Here is a 22,923-nt window from a genome sequence, read left to right on the forward strand (position 1 = left end):
CTCGTCGCCTTGAGGCCGGGACGGCAGGTTTCAGCCCGTCCGGCGCTTGAGGACGAGGCCGTCCAGGCCGATTCCCCTGGCCCAGGTCTCCCCTTCATGGGAGCCAGGGGGCACGCTCCAGCCCGTCCGGCGTTTGAGGACGAGGCCGTCCAGGCCGAAGCGGGGGTCTGGGGGCGGCAGCCCCCAGGACAACGGGACGGGTAGGGGCGGAGGGGGCGAAAACCCCGGACCGGCGCCAGCCACACGGCACCCCGGGAAGCCCGCGAGGGCCCGCGGCCCCCCCTCAGCCCGAAGGGCCTACGTGGAGGCCCGCTCCCGCCCCCGCCGCCCCAACAACTCGGCCAGCCCCCGCCGCGTAGCGGCAAGCACCACCCGGTCCTCACCCCGGAGCACGTAATCGGCAGGAAGGTCCCACACGAGCCCGGACCCCACCCCGGCCCCCCGCCCGGACGAGGCCACCCCGGACCCCCCGGAGCCGGAGCCGGAGCCGGACCCGGACCTGGAGCCGGACCCGGACCTGGAGCCGGACCCGGACCTGGACCCGGACCCGGACCCGGAGCCACCAGACCCCCCAGACGTTCCACCGCTTCCGGACCCCCCGGAGCCGCCGGACCCCCCAGAACCCCCGGACCCCCCAGAACCCCCGGACCCCGCATTCCCGGCACCCCCGGCCCCCGAAGCCCCCGCCCGCCGGTCCCTCACCCCGGTATCCAGCGCAAGCACCCGCCAAGCCCCCGCCCGAAACGCCTCCCCCACGGTCCGCCCCTCCAACTGCGGATGCCCGCCCACATCCACGGCGGCGAAGAGCAGCACCCGCCGCTCGACAGGAATCGCCCCGAGGATCTGCCGCCCCATCATCGCCCCGGCGAACGCGGGCGCCGCCAGATGGGAGACGCTCCGGCTCCGGGTGAGGGCGCCGGGATGCGCGGCCCGCAGCGTGCGGTACACGGCGGTCGCGAAGTCGTCGTCGTACAGCCGCAGCACCACCCGCAGATCCGGCCGCACGGTCCGCGCGTACAACGCGGCCTCCAGGTTCATGGTGTCCACGCTGGTGAGCGCGAGCAGCGCATCGGCGCGGTGAATCTTGGCGGCCTCCAGCACACCCTCCTGGGTGACGTCGCCGAGCACCACGGGCACCCGCAGCCGCCGTGCCAGAGCGAGCCCGCGCGCCTCGGGGTCGGCCTCCACGCACACCACGGGGATGTGCAGCTCCCGCAGTCGCGCCAGCACGCGCGTGCCGATCTTGCCGACGCCGAGCAGCACCACGTGCCCGGACAGCCCGCGCGGCGGCCGTCGCAGCGCCGACCCGCTGCGGAACGTACCGAGCGCCTCCAGCACGGCGGCCAGCAGCACGGGCAGCAGCAGCAACCCGACGAGCCCGGAGAAGAGCTGGAGGATCTGCCGCCCCACCGGTTGCCCGACGGCGGGGTCGTTGATGGCGAAGAGATCGAGCAGGGTCAGGTAGGTGGCCCGCAGCGGATGCTCGCCGGTGACCACCATCGACGCGACGGCGAGGCCGACGACACAGGCGACGAGTCCGGCGAACGACCACCGCAGCCGACGGGACAGCAGTGAGCCGAAGGGCACGACACTGCGCCCCGCGGGCAGCGGGGGACCGGAGTAGGACACGTTCTCCAGCACGACGGTGGCGCGCCCGGTCGCGGCGGCCACCGCCCGCTCGTCGGGCAGGAGTTGGGGGCCGTGTGCGCCGCTGCCCTCGGAACCGTCGGCGCCGGCCGGGTCGTTGGCGGTCGCGGACAGGAGGGCCAGCGTGCACAGCCCGGGGTCGGCGACCTGTCCGGGCCCCGGGGGCGGCCGTTCGACCGCGCGCAGCATCAACCCGTCGGTCTGGACGACCTTGCTGGTCCCGGCGAGGGCGGTCGCGGCCAGCGCGGGCGCGGCGGTGTCCGCGTCGGACAGCACGGTGACGGAGGTGGTCGCGTCCAGGGTCTCGCCCGCGCCGTCGGCCCCGGCGTCCGCGTCGGCCCCCGCGGCGGCCAGCGCCGACGCCTGGTCGAGGAGGGCCTCGATGTGCTGGCCGAGGCGCCGGTTGTAGAGGCGCAGCACCAGCCGGATACGCGGGTTGAGCCGCCGGGCGGTGAGCGCGGCCCGGATGTTGGTCTCGTCGTCGTCGTAGACGAGCGCGAGCGCGGCGGCCCGCTCGACGCCCGCCTCGGTGAGTACGGCCTCGGAGACCTCGGCGGCCTCCAACAGCCTCCCTGAGCCCGCCGGTTCGGTGCTCCGGGTCCCGTTGCCCTCCCCGTTGCCGGAGGCCCGGTTCACAGCGGCGGTCACCCGGTCGAGGAGCGCGGTGGCCCGCGCCCGCCCGACCACGGGCGGGCGCACGCTGCGCTGCGTGCTCGGCACGACGAGCGTCACCGGCTCGCCGTACACCCCGCGCAACTCGGCGGCCAGCCGGTGGGCGAGGGCGTCGTCCCCGGCCACGACCATGGGCGCGACGCCGTCGACCGACGCACTCTGAGACGGAAGATTCACGAAGGAGAAGACTGCCGTACCGGGACAGCCGGTTCCAGAGCACCGCCACGGGACCGGCGCCCCGGACCGGGCCCGTGGGGGAGCGCTACAGCACGACGATCACGAAACTTCCCTGGTGGAAGAAGTTGTGGTGGTCGAAGCGGTGATCGAATCGGTGGTCGAAGCGGAACCCGTGGTGATCGAAGCGGTGGTCGAAGCGGTGATCGAAGCAGCCTCCGCCCCAGCCTCCGCCCCAGCCGCCCCATCCGTTGCCGCACCAGTTGGTCACCTGGGTGTGGACGGCGGGGGTTGCCGCCATGGCCGTCCCCGTCGTGCCGACCGCGGCGCCGCCGACCGTCAGAAGACCGACCGCGGCCACCGCGGCGAGACGCCTCGCGCGTTGTGCTCGCATGATGGATGCACCTTCCCTCCATCGTCTCGCGCGGCTCCGGCCGCACGAGATCGACAGCCGCAGCCGCAGGGCCCGATCGGCGTGGTGGCGGACGTCGCCCCGCACGGACGAGGAGTGCGTCTCACAGACAGGATCCCCGCCGCACGCGAACGGGCGGACCGGGACGTACCCCGGGGCTGCGGCTCTCCTTATGGGTACGACGAAGGCGCCCGTTTGGATTGCCCTCCGGCAAAATCCCGCGGGCCGGCGTCCGAGAGCGGGCCTCAGACGTTCCAGCACAGATCATCTCCAAGATGTCTCCCGGGCACCGCACACGCTCACTGCGTACGGTGCGGCAGCCGGCGTATGGCCTGGTCCGCAGATCCGTGGCCCGCGGGCAGCCCCGCACGCCTCGGTGCGAGCCACCGCGAGCCACCGCGAGTCTCGGACGTCGGGCCCCTCCGTGCGGGAGGCGCTGAAGCGGGTGATTCCCTGAGCGCGCGTGTTCGCCGGTGGTGCGACGACTTTCGCGAAACCGTGAACTCTTCGGAGCCCATCGGGGAACAGCAGGTGACACGCACTCACCGATGAGTCAGGGGAAGCATTGTGAGCGGACCACCGCCGTCTGTGGAACGGACGGAGGACGACGCGGAGATCGTCGTGCAGTCGTTGGAGAAGTCGGAGCTGTTCGCCCTGCTCTACGACCGCTACGCCCCCGACATCCACCGCTACGCGGCCCGCCGCCTGGGTGACGCTGCCGCCGACGACATCACTGCCGACACCTTCCTGGTCGCTTTCCGGATCCGGTCCCGCTACGACCGCACGCGCGCCAATGCGCGCCCCTGGCTGTACGGCATCGCCGGAAACCTCATCGGCAAGCAGCGCCGCGCCGAGGTGCGGGCGCTCAGGGCGCTCGCCCGCACCGGCCATGACCCGCTCGCCGCGTCCAGGGGCGAGTTCTGGCTCGAGGACACCGACAGCCGGATCGCGGCGCAGGGCCCGCTGGCCGGCGCCCTCGCAGGACTGTCGGCGCCGGACCGGCACGTCCTGCTGCTCGTCGCCTGGGCCGAACTCACCTACCAGGAGGTCGCAGAGGCGCTGGACGTACCGGTCGGCACGGTTCGTTCGCGGCTCAACCGGGCGCGACGCAAGGTACGTACGTCGCTGGGTGCCGATCCTGCATTCGTGACCGACGCGGTAGAGGTGGCGTAGCCATGGACGAGATGACCGAAGTGCGCGAGCTGCGCGCCCACGTGCCGGTGCCCGACCGGGCCCGGCTCGCACCGGGACGGGCGCGGCTCACCGACGCCGCGCGGGCCGGGCGGTCGCGCCGCGCGCTGTGGCGACGGCGGGAGTTCGCGATCGTCGCGGTCGTGGCCGCGGTGACCGCCGTGGCCGTCACCGCCACCCTGCTGGTGGGCGGGAAGGGCACGGGAGGCACGGTGCGGCCCGCGGCCACGCCGGGTGTGCGCTTCAAGGGGGTCAGCGCGGCCGAGTTCCTGCGGCAGGCCGCCGACGCGGTCCAGGCACAGCCGGCCGGCACCGTTCCGACGGCGAAGCAGTGGATCTACACCAAGTCGGTACAGGAGCCTTTGGACAAGGCCCACCGCCGTTTGGGCGATCCGGAGGACTGGATCCGCTACGACGGCTCCGCCGGTGCCTCCCGGATGCGGGACGAGCCGCTCGACATCACCAAGATGCACCTGGAGAACGGCGGCGAGGGTGATGACCGCTCGCCGCGCGAGATGTACCGGGTCCTCATCGCCCTGCCGGCCGACGGCAGGGGGACGCTGAAGTCGCTGCGCGAGCAGGACGCCATCGCCGACTCCAAGGAACTCTCACAGGCGCGCAACGACTACGTCGAGATCAGCGTCCTGCTGTCCGCCCGCGTGATGCCGGCCAAGGGTCTGGCTTCTCTCTACCGCGCCCTCGCACTCCTGCCGGGCGGAAAGGTCACCGGCCACCTGGTCGAGACCGCCGCCGGACGCCGGGTGATCGCCCTGGACTACAGCCGGGGGGAGAACAACCCCAGGACCGGTGAATCGATGCATGATCAGTGGCTGATCGACCCGCAGACCTACCGGCTCGTCGGCATGCGGATCGTCTCGGGCGGCGAGGTCATCGGCGGCAACTCGCTCATCACGACGGCCGTCGTGGACAAGGCGGGCGAGACCAGCTGACCGACCACGATTCAGGGCGGCCCGCACCACGGGGGTGGGCCACCCCTCCGCCGAGACCCGCGGGCGCTCCGCGAGCCCGGCAAGGAGCTGGGCGGCGGCAGCAGGCAGAAGAAGGAAAAGAAAAGAGAGGGAAGCGCGAGCAGCAGGAAAAGGCGGAGGGTCCGTCGGCCGAGGACGGTCGGCAAGGGGCGTGGCGGTTGCGGTACTCCGCTGCTGCACGCACGACAGAGGCCCATTCGCGATCAAGCGAATGGGCCTCTGACCTGTGTCGGGGTGGCGGGATGTGAACACACGACCTCTTCGTCCCGAACGCGGTCGGGCACGTCGTGACCTTGATCTGCCGGGCGCTGGCCTGCCCGTTCGACGCCGGCGCTGTCCATCACCCTTCTCACCGGGCGAGGCAGAGCGGTCAGCGGTCGAGGTAGATCGTGAAGCGCCTCTTGCCCGTACCGATCGTGTCGGCGTGGACCTGGCCGCGAGCCTGGCGGAAATCCCCGGTGCCGCCGGTGATCCCGTTGTCGAACGAAGGCGGAGGGATCGTCGGACGGCCATCGGTGAGGATGCCGAAGACCATCCCCTGTACGGAGAGCTGGCCGCCCGGGAGGTTGTAGGTCACGATGCACACCTCCGATCCGCCGTTCTCGACCGTGGTGGTGGTGCAGGTGCCGTCGGTCTCGCCGACCTGGTTCTTGTCGTCCTTGTCGAAGAGGAGCGAGCGGAAGACGGTCCGGTCGCCCTGGGCGGGGCTGCCGCCGGGGTTGACGGGCAGGCGCGTCTGCTGCACGAGGTGGCCGATGAGTGTGATGACCCGGTCTCCGCCCTTGGCGTGGGCGGAATCGGTGTCCGTCCCGGCGGACGCGGCCGGGGCGCAGGCGAGAAGGGCGACCAGCGCAGTGGCCGTGCCGAGACGGGCTGCTCTGATGGGGCGCATCGTGTGGCTCCTGAGGTTCGATGCTCATGGATGGTCCGGTGACGCATTCATAACCTCGGCTCTGCCGCCGCCCAGAACGTCCCGGCGCGACCCACCGGAAGATCCGACCAGTCGGACCAACCCGGGACGAGAGCGGTTCTGGAATGGTCCGGGCCGCCCTCTGGGAGGAAGGCGGCCCGGACCGGGGGTCACTTCGAGACTGTCACCTTGAGCGGGGCCAGATTCGGGCTCGGAACCGGCTTGCCGGTGCTCGCGGACAACGGCTGGGAGGCCGGGCTCTGCGGGATGTCACCCTTGTAGTACGAGGTGTACGCGTAGGTGCTGTCCACGCCGATGGCCCTGCCGATCAACGGGACCACCTTCGCGTCGACGGAGCCGTTGCCGCCGAACACGGCCACGTGGTTCAGGCTCGCCGACGTGCGCATCATGTACCACTTGGTGTCGTACGTCAGCGAGGTGACGTCGGTCCACAGCAGCGGGCCGAACGTGGTCATCGCCGACGACGCGGAGACGCCACCGGTCCAACTGTTCACCGAGGCCACCGCGGCGTCCGACGGCGACGACCACCAGAACTCGGCGAGCCTCGCGGCGACCGGCGCCGGACTGCCGCCGAAGCGGTAGTAGCTGTACTTGCTGGGCCAGTGCGGCAGCTTGCCGGCGTTGTACGCCTTGGACAGCGCCGACTCGGCGTCGACCCCCACCGTGATGATCTTCGTCGTGCTCGGGCTGTACTTGTTCAGGTAGCCGTACACGGACGCGGTCATGGTCGAGCCCTGGGTCAGCAGTACGACCGCGGTGCCCGAGGTGCCCATGCCGCCGGCGGCGGAGCTGGCCGCGAGGGCGTTGTGGTAGTCGGTGCCGGTCGCCAGGAACACGTACTTCGGCGCACTGGTGATCGTCTTGGCCACGGCCACCGAGGTGGAGTAGCGCGAGACGTCGGACAGTCGCTTGGCGACGTACCCGAGCGAGGTCACCTTGGACGCCACCGAGCTGTTGAGGATGCTGGTTCCGCCGACCAGGTAGACGGTCTTGCCCTTGGGCAGCATGCGCTTCAGCTCGGTCTGGACGGAGGAGTCCAGGCCCGTGCGGGAGGTCATCAGCACCGGTCCGTGCTTCTTGCCGGCCAGCGAGGTCGCGGTGGTGGCATACGCGGAGTCCGACTTGCTGATCAGGACGGCCGAGCTCGCGTTCATCAGGCCGGGCACACTCTTGCCGAGGGTGTTCCAGGTCCACTTGGACGACGCGATGTTGGTGCCGTAGGTGTCGGCGCCGTAGACCCGGGAGATCGCGTTCTTCCGGAGCGGCTGCCAGGCCACGTCCGTGCCGTCGGCCATGGGCACACGTGTCTCCGTGCCCGCGGCGAGGTCGCGGATCCATATCTGCGAACCACTGGCGGTGTCCGCGCTGCCGGTGAAGTAGGTGTCGTACGCGATCCGGTCGCCCTTGGGCGACCAGGCCGGACGGTTGTGGTCGACGGGGTCCGTGGTGACCTGGGTCAGCCCGGTGCCGTCGGCCTTGACCGTGAAGAGCTGCTTGTGTCCGGCGACGCTGCGGGTGAAGACCAGCGACTGCCCGTCCGGGGACATGCTCGGCTCGTCCGCGTTGGCGGCCACCTTGGTGAACGCCTTGGTGGGGCCGTTGTAGACCCAGACGGCCGGAGTGCCGGTGGTGGAGCAGCTCGTGCCGGTGCGCACGAAGGCCAGTTTGCCGTTGACGGCGCCGCTGGCCTTGGAGTCGCAGCCGTCGACGTCGGTGCCGAACAGGGCCTGAGGAGCGCGGGCGCTGTTGGCCACGGCCACCCGCAGTCGGCCTCCGGCGGTGAAGACGATGTCGCCTCCGCCGTACCAGAACGTCGGATCGGTCGGATGCCAGCCACTGCCCGCCGGCATGACGATGTCGTCGCCCGATATCGACTCCTGGGCGTACGTCTTCGTGCGGAGACGGTCGTCGTAGGCGCTGACGTAGGCGATCTGGCTGCCGTCGGCGGACCAGGCGGCCTGATTCGCGGTCTCGTAGAACTGGGCGCTCTTGGTCCCGTCGGGGTTGATGTAGCGCAGCGAGCCGAGTTCGTTGTACAGCAGCCTGCCGTCCGTGGCCGGCCAGCCGGCGGTGTCGGCGGTCGCCTGGCCCGGGAGCCCGGCGACGAGACCGGCCGCGAGTGCGGCGACGGTCGTGAGCGCCGCGAATCCGCGACGCGCAGAGATGTTCAATGTGCCCCCACAGATGAATGGATGGCTGCGTTGCCCCTCCCCCGAGGCGAACGGACGGCATCGTGTTCGTCGTCCGTACGGCAGCGGCGAAACTTTAGCGCTGTACCACGGCATCTGTGGAGGCAGGGGCGCCCGGTGTCGACGCGCCCGCGGACAAGTTGCGGGAAACGATGCTGAAGGGCCCCGCGGTTCGCGTCGGGCCCTTGGCGCCTTTCGCCGTGCCCGGAAGCTGCGGGACCTGAGCGTGCCGCTGCTGTCCGACCGGGGTGTCCCGCTGGAGGAGATCTCTCGGCTCGTCGGGCACTCCGGCACGGCCGTGACCGAGGAGGTCTACCGCGAGCAGATCCGCCCCCGTGATCCAGACCGGCGCCGTGGGCATGGACGGGATCTTCAAGCGGGAAGCTGGACCCGGAGCGGTAGTCACGCAGATGGACACGCACACGAAACAGGTGAGGCACCTACCGAATTCGGTAGGTGCCTCACCTGGTGTTTCACTGTCGGGGTGGCGGGATTTGAACCCACGACCTCTTCGTCCCGAACGAAGCGCGCTGCCAAGCTGCGCTACACCCCGATGTCACTGCTTGTCGCGGCGACGACGTTTACTTTAGCCCACCGGTGGCCTGAGACGAAATCCGGTTTTACGGGCGTCGCGCGCGGGGGCGGACCGGGTCGGGGCGCAGGTGGTCCACGGCGATGGTGACGAGGGCCAGGGCGTAGAAGCCGAGGCCGAGGATGGCCGTGTTGCCGAGGATGCCGACGTAGCCGTGCCGGTCCACGTCGACGAAGGGATAGAGGTAGCGGTCGGGCGTGCCGGGGGCGAGCATCGCGCCGCGGATCAGGGAAAACACCAGGTAGAAGAGCGGGTAGAGCACCCAGGTGGCCGCGTGGCGCAGCGCCATCCGGCCGGGGTGGGTCAGCAGCAGCCAGTCGGCGATCACGACGATCGGCGTCACCGTGTGGAGGAGCTGGTCGGCCACCCAGGGCCATCCGGTGGGTGCGCCGGCCTCGCCGGTCATGGAGAAGCCGCCGGGTCGGTCCGCGAGGATCAGGTGGTACACGAGGCCCGTGATCACGATGTAGAGGAGTGTGGCGCCCGTCACCGCACCCGACACGGGGCGGCGGGCCGCCCAGGCCCGCCGGGCCGAGACCGCGAAGGTCACGGCCACCAGGATGTTGGCCTGGATGGTGAAGTACGCCAGGACGTGGAGTGCGCTGCCGGCGAGCAGGTCGATCGCCACGCCCGCCGCCGCGACAAGGGCCACGAAGATACGGAAGGCGGTCGCCCGCGGATGGCGGGTGGGTGCCACCACCGCCGTCGCGGGGACGAAGGACGAGGTGATCGGCGGAGCGATACCCGGTATCGCGGGGAGGTCGGGTATGTCCCTGGGTATGGGGGCGGTCATGGCCCCACGCTAAGGAGCCCGGACGAATCGGGCGATATGGGTCGTCCGGGTGGGTTACACGCGGGCGAGGAGGCGGGGCCGGTCCCGGCCCGCACCCCTTCGCCCGTGTCCGGATCGTCGAGGGGGAGTCACCCCGAGCCGCGGGGCGTTCCGCTCCCGGGGCGCCCCGCGACGACCGCTACCTGCGCTCCACCAGCGTCAGCAGCGACGCCTCCGGGGGGCATGCGAAACGCACCGGCGTGTACCGGCTCGTGCCGCAGCCCGCCGAGACGTGCATGTACGACGTGCGGCCGTCCGCCGTGTGCGTGGACAGGCCCTTCACGCGGTCCGTGTCCAGGTCGCAGTTGGTGACGAAGGCGCCGTAGAAGGGGAGGCAGAGCTGGCCGCCGTGGGTGTGGCCGGCGAGTATCAGCGGGTAGCCGTCGGCGGTGAAGGCGTCGAGGGCGCGCAGGTACGGGGCGTGCACCACGCCCATCGAGAAGTCGGCCGACTCCGACGGCCCACCGGCCACGCGCGCGTAGCGGTCCCGCTTGATGTGCGGGTCGTCCAGGCCGGTCAGTTGGATCTCGGCGCCCTCGACCTTCAGCGACCCGCGGGTGTTCGTCAGGTTCAGCCAGCCCGCCGTGTCGAAGCCGTCGCGCAGGTCCTCCCACGGGTTGTGGACGGCGCCCACGACGGGCTTGTTGCCGTTCAGGCCGTGGCGGCCCTGGGTCTTCTCGAGCAGGTAGCGGGCGGGGTTGCGGAGTGTGGGGCCGTAGTAGTCGTTCGAGCCGAAGACGTACGCGCCGGGGAACTCCATCAGGGGGCCGAGGGCGTCCAGGACCTCGGGCACGCCTTCGGGGTCGGACAGGTTGTCCCCGGTGTTGATGACGAAGTCGGGGCGCAGCCCGGCCAGGGACCGCAGCCAGCGCTGCTTCTTGCGCTGGCCGCTCACCATGTGGATGTCGGAGACCTGGAGGATGCGCAAGGGCCGCATCCCCGCCGGCAGGACCGGCACCGTCACCCGCCGAAGGCGGAAGGACCGGGCCTCGAAACCGGCCGAGTACAACAGACCGGCGGCGCCCACCGCCGTGATTGCCAGGGGTACTCCGTATCGCGCGCGCATACGTCCATCGTGTCAGACCCCTGCGGGCCTTCGTGCCCGCAGGGCTCGGGGCGCGTCACCGCCGGGCACGGGGGCGCGCCGGGCGAGTCCCCGTCAGACGCGCGCTCCTCGCGAGGGCCGGGGACGCGTTCGCACCGGGGCACGGGACGCGCCCTCCCGCGGGCACAGGACGTCCGCTCCGAAATCAGCAGGCGACCCGCACACCGCACCTGCGACAATCGACGGCATGACCACGCTCAAGTCGAAGCTGCAGGAAGACCTCAACGCCGCGATCAAGGAGCGCGACGAGCTCCGCTCCTCGACGCTCCGGCTGACCCTCGCCGCGATCACCAAGGAGGAGGTCGCGGGCAAGACCAAGCGCGAACTCTCCGACGACGAGGTGCAGAAGGTGATCACCCGCGAGGCGAAGAAGCGTCGTGAGGCCGCCGACGCCTTCGCTCAGGGCGGGCGCGCCGAGTCGGCCGAGCGGGAGAAGGCGGAGGGCGAGGTTCTCGCCGCGTACCTGCCCAAGCAGTTGTCCGACGACGAGCTCCAGCAGATCGTCGCCCAGGCGGTCGAGGAGGCCAAGGCGGCCGGCGCCGAGGGGCCGCGCGCCATGGGCCAGGTCATGAAGATCGTGAACCCGAAGGTGGCCGGTCAGGCCGAGGGCGGCCGTGTCGCCGCCGTCGTGAAGAAGCTGCTCGCGGGCTGAGGGCCCGCCAGGACGGGCGTACGGGTGTCGAGTTCACCCGCTGCCCGCACTCCGGCGGAAGGCCGGAACGCCCCTGCGGGGCAACAGCGGAACGGGGGGTGGTGGCCTCCGCGGTGCGGCGGTCACCACCCCTTCGGCAGGACGATGTCCCACGGGGTGAAGAGGTTTCCCTGCGGGGCCTAAGAGGACCGACGTTCCCGGTGTGGTGTCCCGCTCCGGTGTCGGCACGCGGCTCGGGCGTCGTTGCCCCTGCCGGACGTCATCGGTCCGGCCGGACGTCGTTGTCCTGGCCGGACGTCGTCACGTCGTTGTCCCGGTCCTGCGTCGGCGGCGGCTCGTGACGCCGGAGTCCTGTTCCGGCGTCGGCATGCGGCTCGGACGTCGTTGTCCCGGCCGGACGTCGTTGTCTCGCTCGGCGTTCTCCGCAGCGCACGCTCCCGTCGTGCGCGTCCGTGAATGAGCCGGCGGCACTGCCCGTCGCGGGGTCAGCCGACCCCCGCCCGCAGGGCGCCGTCCGTCACCCGGGCGGTCAGTTCCCTCGGCCGTGGCGGCCGGCGGGACGCGCCCACCAGCAGGCCGAGTTCCTGCGCCCGAGCGCCCAGGGCCACACGGCCATTGGCTTCGAGAAGTTCCATGAGCCGGTGCACTTTGCGCTGTATCGTGCGGTGACCCACTCCTAAATGCCGGGCGATCGATGCGTCGTTCAGCCCCGCATACAGCAGGTTCAGAATCTTCTGGTCGTTGGCTTCTATTCTCGGTTTATTGACGTCAAGTTCTGGCGTAACGGTCAATTCGCCTTCCCCCCAAGTAGCAGCAGTGGATCACTGCATCTGGTGGGACAAGTCTAGGAACCGCTTGTGAGCGCGAACAGCTGAATAAATCTCACCAAAGACTGTTAACGGGGCGAGCGGGATGACGTATTTGCGCCATCCCCGCTCGCATTGGCTTCATCCGTACGTCGGAGAGCCGGGCCTGCTCAGTACCACGGCGTGCACGACTCGTCGCCCGACGGGTCCTCCACGCAGGCCCGCATTTCGTAACCCGACGGGTTGTAGTACATCGGCGTGCGTGTGTAGTAGTAGTTCGTGCCCTCGGGGACCTTCGCGGTCCAGCCCGAAGCGCCGCCCTTCTTCTCGCCCAGGCGCCAGTAACAGGTGGAGTGGCTCTTCGTGCAGCGCTGCACGTACACGGTGTACTTCTGCTCGTCCGAGCCGCTGATGTACCACAGGCGGCCCCAGCTGTACTGGTCGCCGTCCGTCTTCCCCCAGCGCAGCTCGTACATGAACGACCCGCCGAGGTCGTACGGGCCGTAGGGGCTGACCGGACCGGTCTGCCAGGTCTGGACGTTCGGGTCGTGACCGTCGCAGCCGAAGTTGTCGCAGGCGGCGGCCGCCGCCGAATTCGGTACGGCGAGGGCGAGGGTCAGGGCGCCGAGCAACGCGCTGAACGTGACACTGAGCCGCGATCTGAGTTTCATGTCCCCTCCGGACGGGCTGGAAAAACAGCAAGGGCACCCTCGAGGCGGGGCCGGAGGTGAATATGTCACGGCCTCCGCCGAGAGGGTGCCCTTACCGGGAAGCTGACGTAATTACGCCGGACGCTTCAGCCGCAGGTCAGCCGGGGGATGCGGGGTGGATCGGCGGATATGGGTCATCAGCGCTGACCGCCGTTTCCGTTACCCCTGCCGGTGGTGCCCTGAATCCATCCCTCGGGAATGGAGAAGGAAGGCGTGGGGAGCGATCCGCCGTTGGTCAGGCCGCCGAGGGGGTCTCCATTCCCGCCGTTTCCGTTTCCGTGACCGTTGTCGTCGTCGTTCCCGTCGTGGTCCCGGTCCTTGTCCTTGTCCTTGTCCTTGTCCTCGTCGGGAATGTCGACCAGGTTGAAGGACGGCGAGTCCTTGCCCACCAGGGCGCCGGTCATCAGGTCCCGCCAGATCGGGCCGGGAACCTGCCCGCCGTAGACCTTGTCGCGGTAGACGCCGCCGATGCGGATGCCCCGCATCTGGACCTTCTGGGTGGCGCTGCCGACCCAGACCGCGCCGGACAGGTTCGGCGTGTAGCCGACGAACCAGGCGTTCTTGCGCTGGTCCGTCGTACCGGTCTTACCGGCGTTGGCCCGGTCGGTCAGACCCGCCTGCTGACCCGTACCGGAGTCGACCACACCGCTCAGCAGGGTGTTGATGGTGTCCGCCGTCTTCTCGGACATCGCCCGCGAGCAGGTCGACTTCGGTACCTCCAGGGACTTCTGCGTGTTGCCGACCTTCTGCGTGATCGACTCGACGGCGATCGGCGTGCAGTACATGCCGCGGGAGGCGAAGGCCGCGTACGCCGTGGCCATCGTCAGCGGGGAGATGCCCTTGGCGCCGAGGGCGATGGAGGGGACCTCGGGGAGCTTGTCGCCGTTGCCCTGGACGACGCCGAGCTTGTCGATCTGCTTCATCACCGGGCACAGACCGATGTCGGAGATCATCTGCACGAAGTAGGTGTTGACCGACTTGGCCATCGCCTCCTTCAGCCGGTACGGACCGACCTCCGAGGCGTCCTCGTTCGGCACCTGCTCGTTCGCCTGGTTGGTCCACGGCTTGCTGCTGCACGTCTGCACCGGGCTGGGGTACGGCATCTTGTTCGGCGACGAGTACTCCTGCGTCGGCGGCCGGCCCTGCTCGATCGCGGCGGCGGCCACGAACGGCTTGAACGTCGAACCGGTCGGGAAGCCGTAGTTGGAGCCGCCCATGCTGTAGTCGACCGAGTAGTTGTACTCGGTCTCGTTCTTCCCGTAGCCGTACGGCTTCGACTGGCCCATGCCGAGGATCTTCCCGGTGCCCGGCTCGACCAGGGTGGCCGCCGCGGCGACCTTGTCCGACTTGTAGACGTGGTCCTTAAGCGACGTCTGGACGGACTCCTGCGACTGCGGGTCGAGGGTCGTGCGGATCGTCAGACCGCCCTGGTTCCAGATCTTCGCCCGCTCCTCCTTGGTCTTGCCGAAGACCGGGTCGGTCAGGAAGACGTGCTCCACGTACTTACAGAAGAAGCTGGAGCCCTTGACCGCCGTGATGCAGCCGTTCTTCGGCTTGCTCACGTGCAGCTCGATCTTCTTCGCCTTGGCCGCGTCGGCCTCCTGCTGCGAGATGTCGTGCACCTCGGCCATGCGCTGGAGCACGGTGTTGCGCCGCTTGACGGCCTCCGCCTCGTCGTTGACCGGGTCGTACCGGCTGGGCGACTGGACGATGCCCGCGAGCAGCGCCGACTCCTGGAGGTTCAGCTCCTTGGCGGGCTTGGAGAAGTAGCGCTGGGCGGCGGCCTCGATGCCGTAGGCCTGCTCGCCGAAGAACGTGATGTTCAGGTAGTTCTCGAGGATCTTCTTCTTGCCGAGCTTCTCCTCCAGCTGGATCGCGTACTTGAGCTCGCGGATCTTGCGGCCGAGGGTCTGCTGGGTGGCCTGGGCGACCTTCGTCGGGTCGTCGCCGGCCTCCTCCACGAAGTAGTTCTTCACCAGCTGCTGCGTGAGGGTGGAGGCGCCCTGGGCGACCCCGCCGTTCTGCGCGTTCTGGTTCACGGCGCGCAGGATGCCCTTCAGGTCCACCGCGCCGTGCTGGTAGAAGCGGGAGTCCTCGATCGCGACGATCGCCTTCTGCATGTACGGCGAGATGTCCTTGAGGTCGACCACCGTGCGGTCGCGCGAGTAGACCGTTGCGATCTGGCCGCCCTTGTTGTCCAGGATCGTGGTCCGCTGACTCAGCGCGGGACTCTTCAGGTTGTCGGGGATCTCGTCGAACCCTTTGACGGAGCCCTTGGCCGCGAGACCGAGTGCGCCCGCGGCGGGCAGTGCGATTCCGGCCATGACGGCACCCGCGAGCACGCTGACACCGAGGAACTTGGCGGCCTGCTGCGTAGGGGACAGACCACCGCCCGAGCGCTTCTTTGGCATGAGGGCAGCCTACGTTCTCATTCGCCGGACACACGTATATGCCTTGGCCTAAGCTGCTCTCAACTGTCACAGCAGTGCGGCCACGTATCAATACGTCCGGCGACCCCGAATCGTTCCGGAGGTTCCCCGATTTCTGTGGGGCGCGTGTCCGAATCCGCCTTGTGTGTCACCTGGCGTCCGTTGTGACTCAACTGAAGTGTCCCGGTTTGCTGGGATTGTCCCGCATGTCCCCAGCTCACTCCCCCGGGTGATCTGCCGCTTACGCATAGTCCGTTCGGGCCATTCAAGATTGGGCCCGAAGGGGGTGTTGCGCTGTGCCCACCTTCCGTAACGTCCTCAACTGGCGGCGGTGAATATGCCGCTGCCGCCGTGGGGGAGCCTCGATTCGGGAGAGGACGGCGCCGGTATGGGCTGGGTAACCGACTGGAGTGCGCAGGCGGCCTGCCGCACTACCGATCCGGATGAACTGTTCGTTCAAGGAGCAGCGCAGAACAGGGCCAAGGCAGTGTGCACCGGGTGTCCGGTACGCACGGAGTGCCTCGCCGATGCGCTCGACAACCGCGTCGAATTCGGCGTGTGGGGTGGCATGACGGAGCGGGAGCGCCGCGCGCTGCTGCGCCGCCGGCCGACCGTCACCTCGTGGCGTCGCCTGCTGGAGACCGCGCGTACGGAGTACGAGCGCGGCGCGGGCCTGCTGCCCCTCGACGAGGAAGAGGTGTACGAGCGCTACGCCGCGGTGGGCTGAGGGGCCTTCCCCTCGGGTCGCCCCGGATACTCAGCTTTCGGGCAGCTCCGGCCGATTGGCCGCGAGTCGGTCCCCGATGTTCCGCAGCCCGGCGAGGTCGTGCACGTCGCCCGGAAGCGCCGCCACTTCGGCCACCGCCACCTCGGGGTGGAGCGCGGTGAACCGGTCACGCGTGCGCTGCTCGCGGGAGAGCAGCTGCATGCGCTCGGCGTGCAGCCTCAGCAGGCCTGCGGTGAGCTGGTCGACGGTTCGGGCCGTGTCCTCCGCGTCGGAGCGGGTCTCGCCCGCCGTGGTGGTCGGATCCTGCGCGTCGGCCGTGCCGGTCTCGTCCTGCGGGTCGGCCGTGCCGTGTGCGCCGGCCGTGTCGGGCGCGTCCGGTGTGTCCCGTGCGTCCGTCCGGTCCCGGGAGGTGCTGTCCGTGGCGGCGGTGTGGTCCGTGGTGGTCCCGTCCGTGGCGGCGGTCCGGCCCGGGGCGGGTGTGTCCGTGGCGGCGGGGGAGCCTTCCTCGGAAGCCGGTGCCGCGGAAGCGGGGGGTTCTGAACTGTCGTACGTGTCGGGAGAGTTACGAAGTCCAGCTTTCCCGTCCCCCTGATCCACAATGCGGGCGTCGTCAAGATTTTCTGCAGCCTCGGAATCAAGATCTTCCGCTGCGGCGAGCGCCCGCTCCGCGGACAGCCGGGTGGCGCCGCTGCCGTGCACCCGGTTGAGCACCAGACCCGCGAACGGCATGTCCTCCGCGGCCAGCCGCTCCACGAAGTACGCGGCCTCGCGCAGTGCGTCCCGCTCCGGGGCCGCCACCACCAGGAACGCGGTGCCGGGCGCCTGGAGCAGCTTGTACGTGGCGTCCGCCCGCGTACGGAAACCGCCGAACGTGGTGTCCATCGCGGCCACGAACGTCTGCACGTCCTTGAGGAGCTGTCCGCCGAGCAGCTTCCCCAGGGTGCCCGTCATCATCGACATCCCGACGTTCAGGAACTTCATGCCCGCCCGGCCGCCCAGCTTCGCCGGTGCCGTCAGCAGCCGGATCAGCCGCCCGTCGAGGAACGAACCCAGCCGCTTCGGGGCGTCCAGGAAGTCCAGCGCCGAACGCGACGGCGGTGTGTCGACGACGATGAGGTCCCACTCGTCGCGCGCCCGCAGCTGCCCCAGCTTCTCCATCGCCATGTACTCCTGCGTGCCCGCGAAGCCCGCGGAGAGCGACTGGTAGAAGGGGTTGTTCAGGATGACCGCGGCCCGCTCCGGGTCCGCGTGCGCCTCGACGATCTCGTCGAACGTGCGCTTCATGTCGAGCATCATGGCGTGCAGCTCGCCGTCGCCCTCGATGCCCTTCACCCGGCGTGGAGTGTTGTCCAGTGAGTCGATGCCCATCGACTGGGCGAGCCGGCGCGCCGGGTCGATGGTGAGCACGACGACCTTGCGGCCGCGCTCCGCGGCGCGCAGCCCCAGGGCCGCCGCCGTGGTCGTCTTGCCGACGCCGCCCGAGCCGCAGCACACCACGATGCGGGTCTGCGGGTCGTCGAGCAGCGGATCGACGTCGAGGACGCGGGCGGGGTCCAGACTCATGACATCCCTTGCTTCCGCAGCTGTGCGGCCAATTCGTACAGGCCCGCCAGATCCATTCCCTCGGCGAGCAGGGGCAGTTCGTGCAGCGGCAGGCCCAGCTCGGCCAGGACCCCGCGCTGCTCGTGCTCCAGGGCGTACCGCTCGGCGTACTCCTCGGCCTGCTCCAGCAGCGGGTCGACGAGCCGCTCGGCGTTCCCGCCGCGGCGTGCTCCGCCCAGACCGGCCGCGGACAGGGACCGGGCGATCGCCGTGTGCGGGGCCGCGCGGGTGAGCTCCAGGTCGGTCGCGTCGAGGACCTGGGGCCGCACCATGTTCACGATGATCCTGCCCACCGGCAGGTTCGCGGCGCGCAGCTCCGCGATGCCGTCCGCGGTCTCCTGGACGGGCATCTCCTCCAGGAGCGTCACCAAGTGGACCGCCGTCTCCGGGGACTTGAGGACGCGCATCACGGCCTGTGCCTGATTGTGTATCGGGCCGATCTTGGCGAGGCCCGCGACCTCGTCGTTCACGTTCAGGAAGCGGGTGATGCGGCCCGTGGGCGGGGCGTCCATGACCACGTAGTCGTACGTGAACCGTCCGCTCTTGTCCTTGCGCCGTACGGCCTCGCACGCCTTGCCGGTCAGGAGCACGTCGCGCAGACCCGGCGCGATGGTGGTCGCGAAGTCGATGGCGCCGAGTTTCTTCAGGGCGCGGCCCGCGCCGCCCAGTTTGTAGAACATCTGGAGGTAGTCCAGGAGCGCCAGTTCCGGGTCTATGGCGAGGGCGAACACCTCCCCGCCGCCGGGAGCGACGGCGATCTTCCGCTCCTCGTAGGGCAGCGCTTCTGTCTCGAAGAGCTGCGCGATGCCCTGTCTGCCCTCGACCTCGACGAGGAGGGTGCGCTTGCCCTCGGTCGCGAGGGCGAGCGCGAGGGCCGCGGCCACCGTGGTCTTGCCGGTACCGCCCTTGCCGCTGACGACCTGGAGCCTGCTCACGTATTCGAGCCTAACCAGTCCGCCGCCGGACTACGCAGGAGGCTGTGGACAACGTGTGCGCGAGGGGCGGGGCGGCAGGGGCTACAGTCGGCCACATGACCAAGTGGGAATACGCAACCGTGCCGCTGCTCGTCCATGCCACGAAGCAGATTCTGGACACCTGGGGCGAGGACGGCTGGGAGCTCGTCCAGGTCGTGCCCGGACCGAACAACCCCGAGCAGCTGGTGGCCTACCTGAAGCGGGAGAAGTCGGCATGAGCGGGACCGTCGAGTCGAAGCTCGCGGAACTCGGGCTGAGCCTGCCGGACGTCGTCCCGCCGCTGGCCGCGTATCAGCCGGCCGTGCAGTCCGGGGTGTACGTGTACACCGCAGGGCAGCTGCCGATGGTGGACGGCAAGCTTCCCGTGACCGGGAAGGTGGGGGCCGAGGTCACGGCCGAGGAGGCCAAGGAGCTGGCCCGCACGTGCGCGCTGAACGCGCTGGCGGCGGTCAAGTCGGTCGCCGGCGACCTGGACCGCATCGCGCGGGTCGTGAAGGTCGTGGGCTTCGTGGCGTCCGCCGCGGACTTCACCGGGCAGCCGGGGGTTCTGAACGGCGCGAGCGAGCTGCTGGGCGCGGTGCTGGGCGACAAGGGCGTGCACGCGCGCAGCGCGGTCGGTGTGGCGGTTCTGCCGCTGGACGCTCCTGTGGAGGTCGAGATCCAGGTGGAGCTGACGGCGCCGTAGCCGTGCCCGGCGGCAGCGTGCGCGCTCCGGTTCGGTGGGTGGGTCGGGTCCGTGCCGGTGATCCGCCCGTTGCAGCCGTCGTGTGGTCCGGTGGTTCAGTGCGGTGGGGTCGTGTCACCGTCCGCAACGGGCATGTGATGCACCGGCACGGCCCCTTCTGTGACAGGGCGACTGCAGGTGCGTCCGGGGTACGGCCCCTGCAGAGAGAGGGCGACTGCGGGTGCGAGTGGGGCTGAGGTCTGGCCGTTGGCCCGTCCGGCCGCAGTTCCCGTCCCGCCCAGCAGCAGTTCCCGTCCCGTCCGGCGGCAGTTCCCCTCCGGTCCGGCGGCAGCTTCCGTCCGGTCCAGCAGCAGTTTCCCTCGGGCCCGGCGGCAGCTTCCGTCCGGTCTCCGGCGGCAGTTCCCCGGCGCCAGCGCCCGTCCCGTCCCGCCTTGAGGGCAGAGAGCCACCTTTCAGCCCGTCCGGCGTTTGAGGACGAGGCCGTCCAGGCCGATTTCCCCTGGCCCCGGGGTCGTCGCTGTCAGGGCTGGGGGCAGTGCCTCAGCCCGTCCGGCGCTTGAGGACGAGGCCGTCCAGGCCGAACGGGGGTCCGGGGGCGGAGCCCCCGGGGGTTCGGGTCGGGTAGGGGCGGAGGGGGCGAAAGACCTGGTGGGCGCCCGCCGGGGCGAGAGGCACTCGAACATCCGCCCGGCTCGGGATAGCCTCCGGCCATGGCGAATGGGCAGTGGTATCCACCGGAGTGGCCAGAGCGGATCCGCGCGCTCGCGGAGGGCACCCTCACACCGGTGCCCCCCAGACGCGCGGCCACGGTCATGCTGCTCAAGGACACCGACACCACGCCCGTCGTGCACATGCTCCGCAGACGCGCCTCGATGGCCTTCGCCGCCGGCGCGTACGCCTACCCGGGCGGCGGAGTGGACCCCCGCGACGACGAGCACCAGATCCGCTGGGCGGGCCCCACGCGCGCGTGGTGGGCGAACAGGCTGGGCGTGGACGAGACCTCCGCCCAGGCCGTGGTCTGCGCGGCCGTGCGGGAGACGTACGAGGAGGCAGGCGTCCTGCTCGCCGGGCCCACCCCGGACACCGTGGTCGGCGACACGACGGGCGACGAGTGGGAGGCGGACCGCGCCGCCCTGGTAGCCCGCGACCTGTCCTTCGCCGAGTTCCTCGACCGCCGCGGCCTGGTGCTCCGCTCCGACCTGCTGGGCGCCTGGACCCGCTGGATCACCCCGGAGTTCGAGTCCCGCCGCTACGACACCTGGTTCTTCGTGGCCGCCCTCCCGGAGGGCCAGCGCACCCGGAACGCCTCCACGGAGGCCGACCGCACCGTGTGGATCCACCCGGCGGACGCGGCAGCCTCGTACGACAAGGGCGAGCTGACCATGATGCCGCCGACCATCGCGACCCTGCGCCAGCTCGTCCCGTACGGCACCGCCGCCGACGCCCTCGCCGCCGCACCCGAACGCGATCTGACGCCCGTCCTGGCCAAGGCCCGCCTGGAGAACGGCGAACTGATCCTCGCCTGGCCCGGCCACGACGAGTTCACCAAGCACATCCCGACCGGTGGAGCCTCCGCATGACCGACGCAACCGCCCTCCCCGGCCAGCCCCGCGGCGGGGTCGAGTCCGGTCCCGCCACCGCGCGCGCCGTCAACGTCCTGGCCCCGAACGCGTCCGCCATGACCCTGGACGGCACCAACACCTGGATCCTCTCCGAGCCCGACTCCGCGTCGGCGGTCGTGGTCGATCCCGGCCCCCTGGACGACGTACACCTGCGGAACGTCGTGGACACGGCGGAGAAGGCCGGCAAGCGGATCGCACTCACCCTGCTCACCCACGGGCACCCGGACCACGCCGAGGGCGCATCGCGGTTCGCCGAGCTGACGGGCACCGACGTGCGGGCGCTCGACCCCGCGCTGCGGCTCGGCGCCGAGGGGCTCGGACAGGGCGACGTCATCAGCGTCGGCGGCCTCGAACTGCGGGTCGTGTCGACGCCCGGCCACACCGCCGACTCGCTGTGCTTCCACATCCCCGCCGATCGGGCGGTGCTCACCGGCGACACCATCCTCGGGCGCGGCACGACCGTCGTGGCCCACCCCGACGGCCGTCTGGGCGACTATCTCGACTCCCTGCGCCGGCTGCGCTCCCTGACGGTCGACGACGGCGTCCACACCGTCCTGCCGGGCCACGGTCCCGTCCTCGAAGACGCCCAGGGCGCCGTCGAGTTCTACCTGGCGCACCGCGCCCACCGGCTGGCCCAGGTGGAGACGGCCGTGGAGAACGGCTACCGGTCGCCCGCCGAGGTCGTCGCCCACGTGTACGCGGATGTCGACCGTTCCCTGTGGCCCGCGGCGGAGCTGTCGGTGCGCGCCCAGATGGACTATCTGCGCGAGCACGGCCTGATCTGAGAGCTCCGGGTCCGGCTCCCGGTCGGCCGCGGGAGAGCGGGCCGCGGTGGTGAACGGGGCGTGCGGCCGCGCCGGGTGGCCGAAACGAGGAGGGGCCCCGCCGTGCGGCGGGGCCCCTCCTCGTACGAAGTACGCGTCAGCGTGAGCGCTTCGCGAGGCGCTCCACGTCCAGCAGGATCACCGCGCGCGCCTCCAGGCGCAGCCAGCCGCGGCCGGCGAAGTCGGCGAGTGCCTTGTTGACGGTCTCACGCGACGCGCCCACCAGCTGGGCGAGTTCCTCCTGCGTGAGGTCGTGCACGACGTGGATGCCCTCCTCGGACTGCACGCCGAAGCGGCGCGACAGGTCCAGGAGCGCGCGGGCGACACGGCCCGGGACGTCGGAGAAGACCAGGTCGGACATCTGGTCGTTGGTCTTGCGCAGACGGCGGGCGACGGCGCGCAGCAGCGCGGCGGCCACCTCGGGCCGTGCGTTCAGCCAGGGCTGGAGGTCGCCGTGGCCGAGGCCGAGCAGCTTGACCTCGGTGAGCGCGGTGGCGGTCGCCGTGCGCGGGCCCGGGTCGAACAGCGACAGTTCGCCGATCAGCTCGCCGGGGCCGAGGACCGCGAGCATGTTCTCGCGGCCGTCCGGGGAGGTGCGGTGGAGCTTCACCTTGCCCTCGGTCACCACATAGAGGCGGTCTCCGGGATCGCCCTCGTGGAAGAGAGCGTCACCTCGCGCGAGGGTCACCTCACTCATGGAGGCGCGGAGCTCCGCGGCCTGCTCGTCATCGAGCGCCGCGAAGAGCGGGGCGCGCCGCAGAACGTCGTCCACGAGTTCTCTCCTTGTCGACCTGCTCAGGGGATCTTGCTCCCCCTTGGTACCAGGGGACCGTGTTCCCCATCTTGCCGGACCGTCCAAACAGTGTGATCAGTCACAAGTCTGCCGCACTGGCGTCCCAGGGAGTGCGGCAGGGGGCCAATTGGGCGCCGATCTTCCGGGTCCAGGGCGGATGTCGGTGCCGGGCTTTAGGCTGGCCGGGTGTCCAAATCGCCGGTGAGAGCACAGGCCAAGGGGGCTGGGCGGGTGGTTGTACGTCGCGATTCCGCTGTGGGCGAACAAGCTCTCGACGGATTCAAGAAGCCGACAAAAGAGGCAAAACTCCTGCCGGTGACGGGGGCGACTCTGCCGCCGGACGGCGGGGAAGGGACGACGGCGTG

General features: G+C 70.5%; 20 protein-coding genes, 1 tRNA gene and 1 pseudogene. 9 read left to right on the top strand and 13 right to left on the bottom strand.

Going from position 1 to position 22,923, the window contains the following annotated elements; translation table 11 throughout:
• Positions 1-297: 297 nt before the first annotated feature.
• Positions 298-2,451 carry an NAD-binding protein gene (locus tag ACSYGO_RS25450; protein WP_460389762.1) on the bottom strand — a complete coding sequence of 718 codons (2,154 nt, stop codon included), beginning with the start codon at positions 2,449-2,451 and terminating at the stop codon, positions 298-300.
• A 130-nt stretch (positions 2,452-2,581) separates the two neighbouring features.
• Positions 2,582-2,887, bottom strand: coding sequence for a hypothetical protein (locus ACSYGO_RS25455; RefSeq protein ID WP_426681834.1), 306 nt, complete (start codon positions 2,885-2,887; stop codon positions 2,582-2,584).
• Between the two features lie 585 nt (positions 2,888-3,472).
• On the opposite strand from ACSYGO_RS25455, the gene ACSYGO_RS25460 reads away from it, so the two are divergent.
• On the top strand, positions 3,473-4,078 hold the full coding sequence (locus ACSYGO_RS25460) for an RNA polymerase sigma factor (RefSeq protein WP_432176096.1): 606 nt from the start codon (positions 3,473-3,475) through the stop codon (positions 4,076-4,078).
• 2 nt (positions 4,079-4,080) lie between these two features.
• The gene (locus tag ACSYGO_RS25465) at positions 4,081-5,046 is read left to right on the top strand and encodes a CU044_5270 family protein (RefSeq protein ID WP_426681836.1); all 966 of its coding nucleotides are present in this window, start codon (positions 4,081-4,083) and stop codon (positions 5,044-5,046) included.
• Positions 5,047-5,455: 409 nt separating this feature from the next.
• On the opposite strand, the gene ACSYGO_RS25470 is transcribed toward ACSYGO_RS25465, so the two are convergent.
• Entirely contained in the window at positions 5,456-5,977 is a 522-nt protein-coding gene (locus tag ACSYGO_RS25470) for an allene oxide cyclase barrel-like domain-containing protein (RefSeq protein ID WP_432176094.1), read from the bottom strand.
• A 188-nt stretch (positions 5,978-6,165) separates the two neighbouring features.
• Positions 6,166-8,187: a cell wall-binding repeat-containing protein gene (locus ACSYGO_RS25475; protein WP_460387744.1), complete on the bottom strand. Its 2,022-nt coding sequence runs from the start codon at positions 8,185-8,187 to the stop codon at positions 6,166-6,168.
• Positions 8,188-8,410: 223 nt separating this feature from the next.
• Between ACSYGO_RS25475 and ACSYGO_RS25480 the strand changes: the two are divergent.
• A pseudogene (locus tag ACSYGO_RS25480) lies at positions 8,411-8,594 on the top strand (site-specific integrase); the annotation flags it as partial.
• 90 nt (positions 8,595-8,684) lie between these two features.
• Here ACSYGO_RS25480 and ACSYGO_RS25485 read toward each other — a convergent pair.
• The 3 genes from ACSYGO_RS25485 to ACSYGO_RS25495 all read right to left on the bottom strand — a co-directional run bounded on the left by ACSYGO_RS25485 (position 8,685) and on the right by ACSYGO_RS25495 (position 10,695).
• Positions 8,685-8,758, bottom strand: a tRNA-Pro gene (locus ACSYGO_RS25485).
• 67 nt (positions 8,759-8,825) lie between these two features.
• Positions 8,826-9,590 (bottom strand): Pr6Pr family membrane protein, encoded by a 765-nt coding sequence (locus ACSYGO_RS25490; protein WP_435225469.1) that lies wholly within the window; start codon positions 9,588-9,590, stop codon positions 8,826-8,828.
• Positions 9,591-9,768: 178 nt separating this feature from the next.
• On the bottom strand, positions 9,769-10,695 hold the full coding sequence (locus tag ACSYGO_RS25495) for a metallophosphoesterase (RefSeq protein WP_460387746.1): 927 nt from the start codon (positions 10,693-10,695) through the stop codon (positions 9,769-9,771).
• Between the two features lie 226 nt (positions 10,696-10,921).
• Between ACSYGO_RS25495 and ACSYGO_RS25500 the strand changes: the two genes are divergently transcribed.
• The gene (locus ACSYGO_RS25500) at positions 10,922-11,386 is read left to right on the top strand and encodes a GatB/YqeY domain-containing protein (protein WP_095935651.1); all 465 of its coding nucleotides are present in this window, start codon (positions 10,922-10,924) and stop codon (positions 11,384-11,386) included.
• Between the two features lie 485 nt (positions 11,387-11,871).
• Here ACSYGO_RS25500 and ACSYGO_RS25505 read toward each other — a convergent pair whose 3' ends face one another.
• The 3 genes from ACSYGO_RS25505 to ACSYGO_RS25515 all read right to left on the bottom strand — a co-directional run bounded on the left by ACSYGO_RS25505 (position 11,872) and on the right by ACSYGO_RS25515 (position 15,313).
• Positions 11,872-12,177: a helix-turn-helix domain-containing protein gene (locus ACSYGO_RS25505; protein ID WP_426681841.1), complete on the bottom strand. Its 306-nt coding sequence runs from the start codon at positions 12,175-12,177 to the stop codon at positions 11,872-11,874.
• Between the two features lie 185 nt (positions 12,178-12,362).
• Positions 12,363-12,863, bottom strand: a complete 501-nt coding sequence (locus ACSYGO_RS25510; RefSeq protein WP_426681842.1) for a hypothetical protein — start codon at positions 12,861-12,863, stop codon at positions 12,363-12,365.
• Between the two features lie 176 nt (positions 12,864-13,039).
• A complete protein-coding gene (locus tag ACSYGO_RS25515; RefSeq protein WP_432176092.1) occupies positions 13,040-15,313 on the bottom strand; it encodes a transglycosylase domain-containing protein in 2,274 nt (757 codons plus the stop codon).
• A 406-nt stretch (positions 15,314-15,719) separates the two neighbouring features.
• Here ACSYGO_RS25515 and wblA point away from each other — a divergent pair, with 406 nt between their 5' ends.
• Positions 15,720-16,058: a transcriptional regulator WblA gene (gene wblA, locus ACSYGO_RS25520; RefSeq protein WP_028799159.1), complete on the top strand. Its 339-nt coding sequence runs from the start codon at positions 15,720-15,722 to the stop codon at positions 16,056-16,058.
• A 30-nt stretch (positions 16,059-16,088) separates the two neighbouring features.
• On the opposite strand, the gene ACSYGO_RS25525 is transcribed toward wblA, so the two are convergent.
• Positions 16,089-17,621: an ArsA family ATPase gene (locus ACSYGO_RS25525; protein ID WP_460387750.1), complete on the bottom strand. Its 1,533-nt coding sequence runs from the start codon at positions 17,619-17,621 to the stop codon at positions 16,089-16,091.
• On the bottom strand, positions 17,618-18,595 hold the full coding sequence (locus ACSYGO_RS25530) for an ArsA family ATPase (RefSeq protein WP_432176091.1): 978 nt from the start codon (positions 18,593-18,595) through the stop codon (positions 17,618-17,620). Before ACSYGO_RS25530 ends, ACSYGO_RS25525 begins: the two co-directional genes overlap by 4 nt.
• A 95-nt stretch (positions 18,596-18,690) precedes the next feature.
• Between ACSYGO_RS25530 and ACSYGO_RS25535 the strand changes: the two genes are divergently transcribed.
• The 4 genes from ACSYGO_RS25535 (at position 18,691) to ACSYGO_RS25550 (ending at position 21,726) form a co-directional block, all read left to right on the top strand.
• Entirely contained in the window at positions 18,691-18,852 is a 162-nt protein-coding gene (locus tag ACSYGO_RS25535) for a DUF4177 domain-containing protein (RefSeq protein WP_075033571.1), read from the top strand.
• Positions 18,849-19,319, top strand: a complete 471-nt coding sequence (locus ACSYGO_RS25540) for a RidA family protein (protein ID WP_095935655.1) — start codon at positions 18,849-18,851, stop codon at positions 19,317-19,319. Before ACSYGO_RS25535 ends, ACSYGO_RS25540 begins: the two co-directional genes overlap by 4 nt.
• A gap of 710 nt (positions 19,320-20,029) precedes the next feature.
• The gene (locus tag ACSYGO_RS25545; protein WP_095935656.1) at positions 20,030-20,899 is read left to right on the top strand and encodes an NUDIX hydrolase; all 870 of its coding nucleotides are present in this window, start codon (positions 20,030-20,032) and stop codon (positions 20,897-20,899) included.
• The gene (locus ACSYGO_RS25550; RefSeq protein ID WP_426681847.1) at positions 20,896-21,726 is read left to right on the top strand and encodes an MBL fold metallo-hydrolase; all 831 of its coding nucleotides are present in this window, start codon (positions 20,896-20,898) and stop codon (positions 21,724-21,726) included. The genes ACSYGO_RS25545 and ACSYGO_RS25550 overlap by 4 nt, the downstream gene beginning before the upstream one ends.
• 136 nt (positions 21,727-21,862) lie before the next feature.
• On the opposite strand, the gene ACSYGO_RS25555 is transcribed toward ACSYGO_RS25550, so the two are convergent.
• Positions 21,863-22,537 carry a Crp/Fnr family transcriptional regulator gene (locus ACSYGO_RS25555; RefSeq protein WP_006382668.1) on the bottom strand — a complete coding sequence of 225 codons (675 nt, stop codon included), beginning with the start codon at positions 22,535-22,537 and terminating at the stop codon, positions 21,863-21,865.
• Positions 22,538-22,923 lie beyond the last annotated feature (386 nt).

The organism is Streptomyces krungchingensis (genome assembly GCF_054729265.1).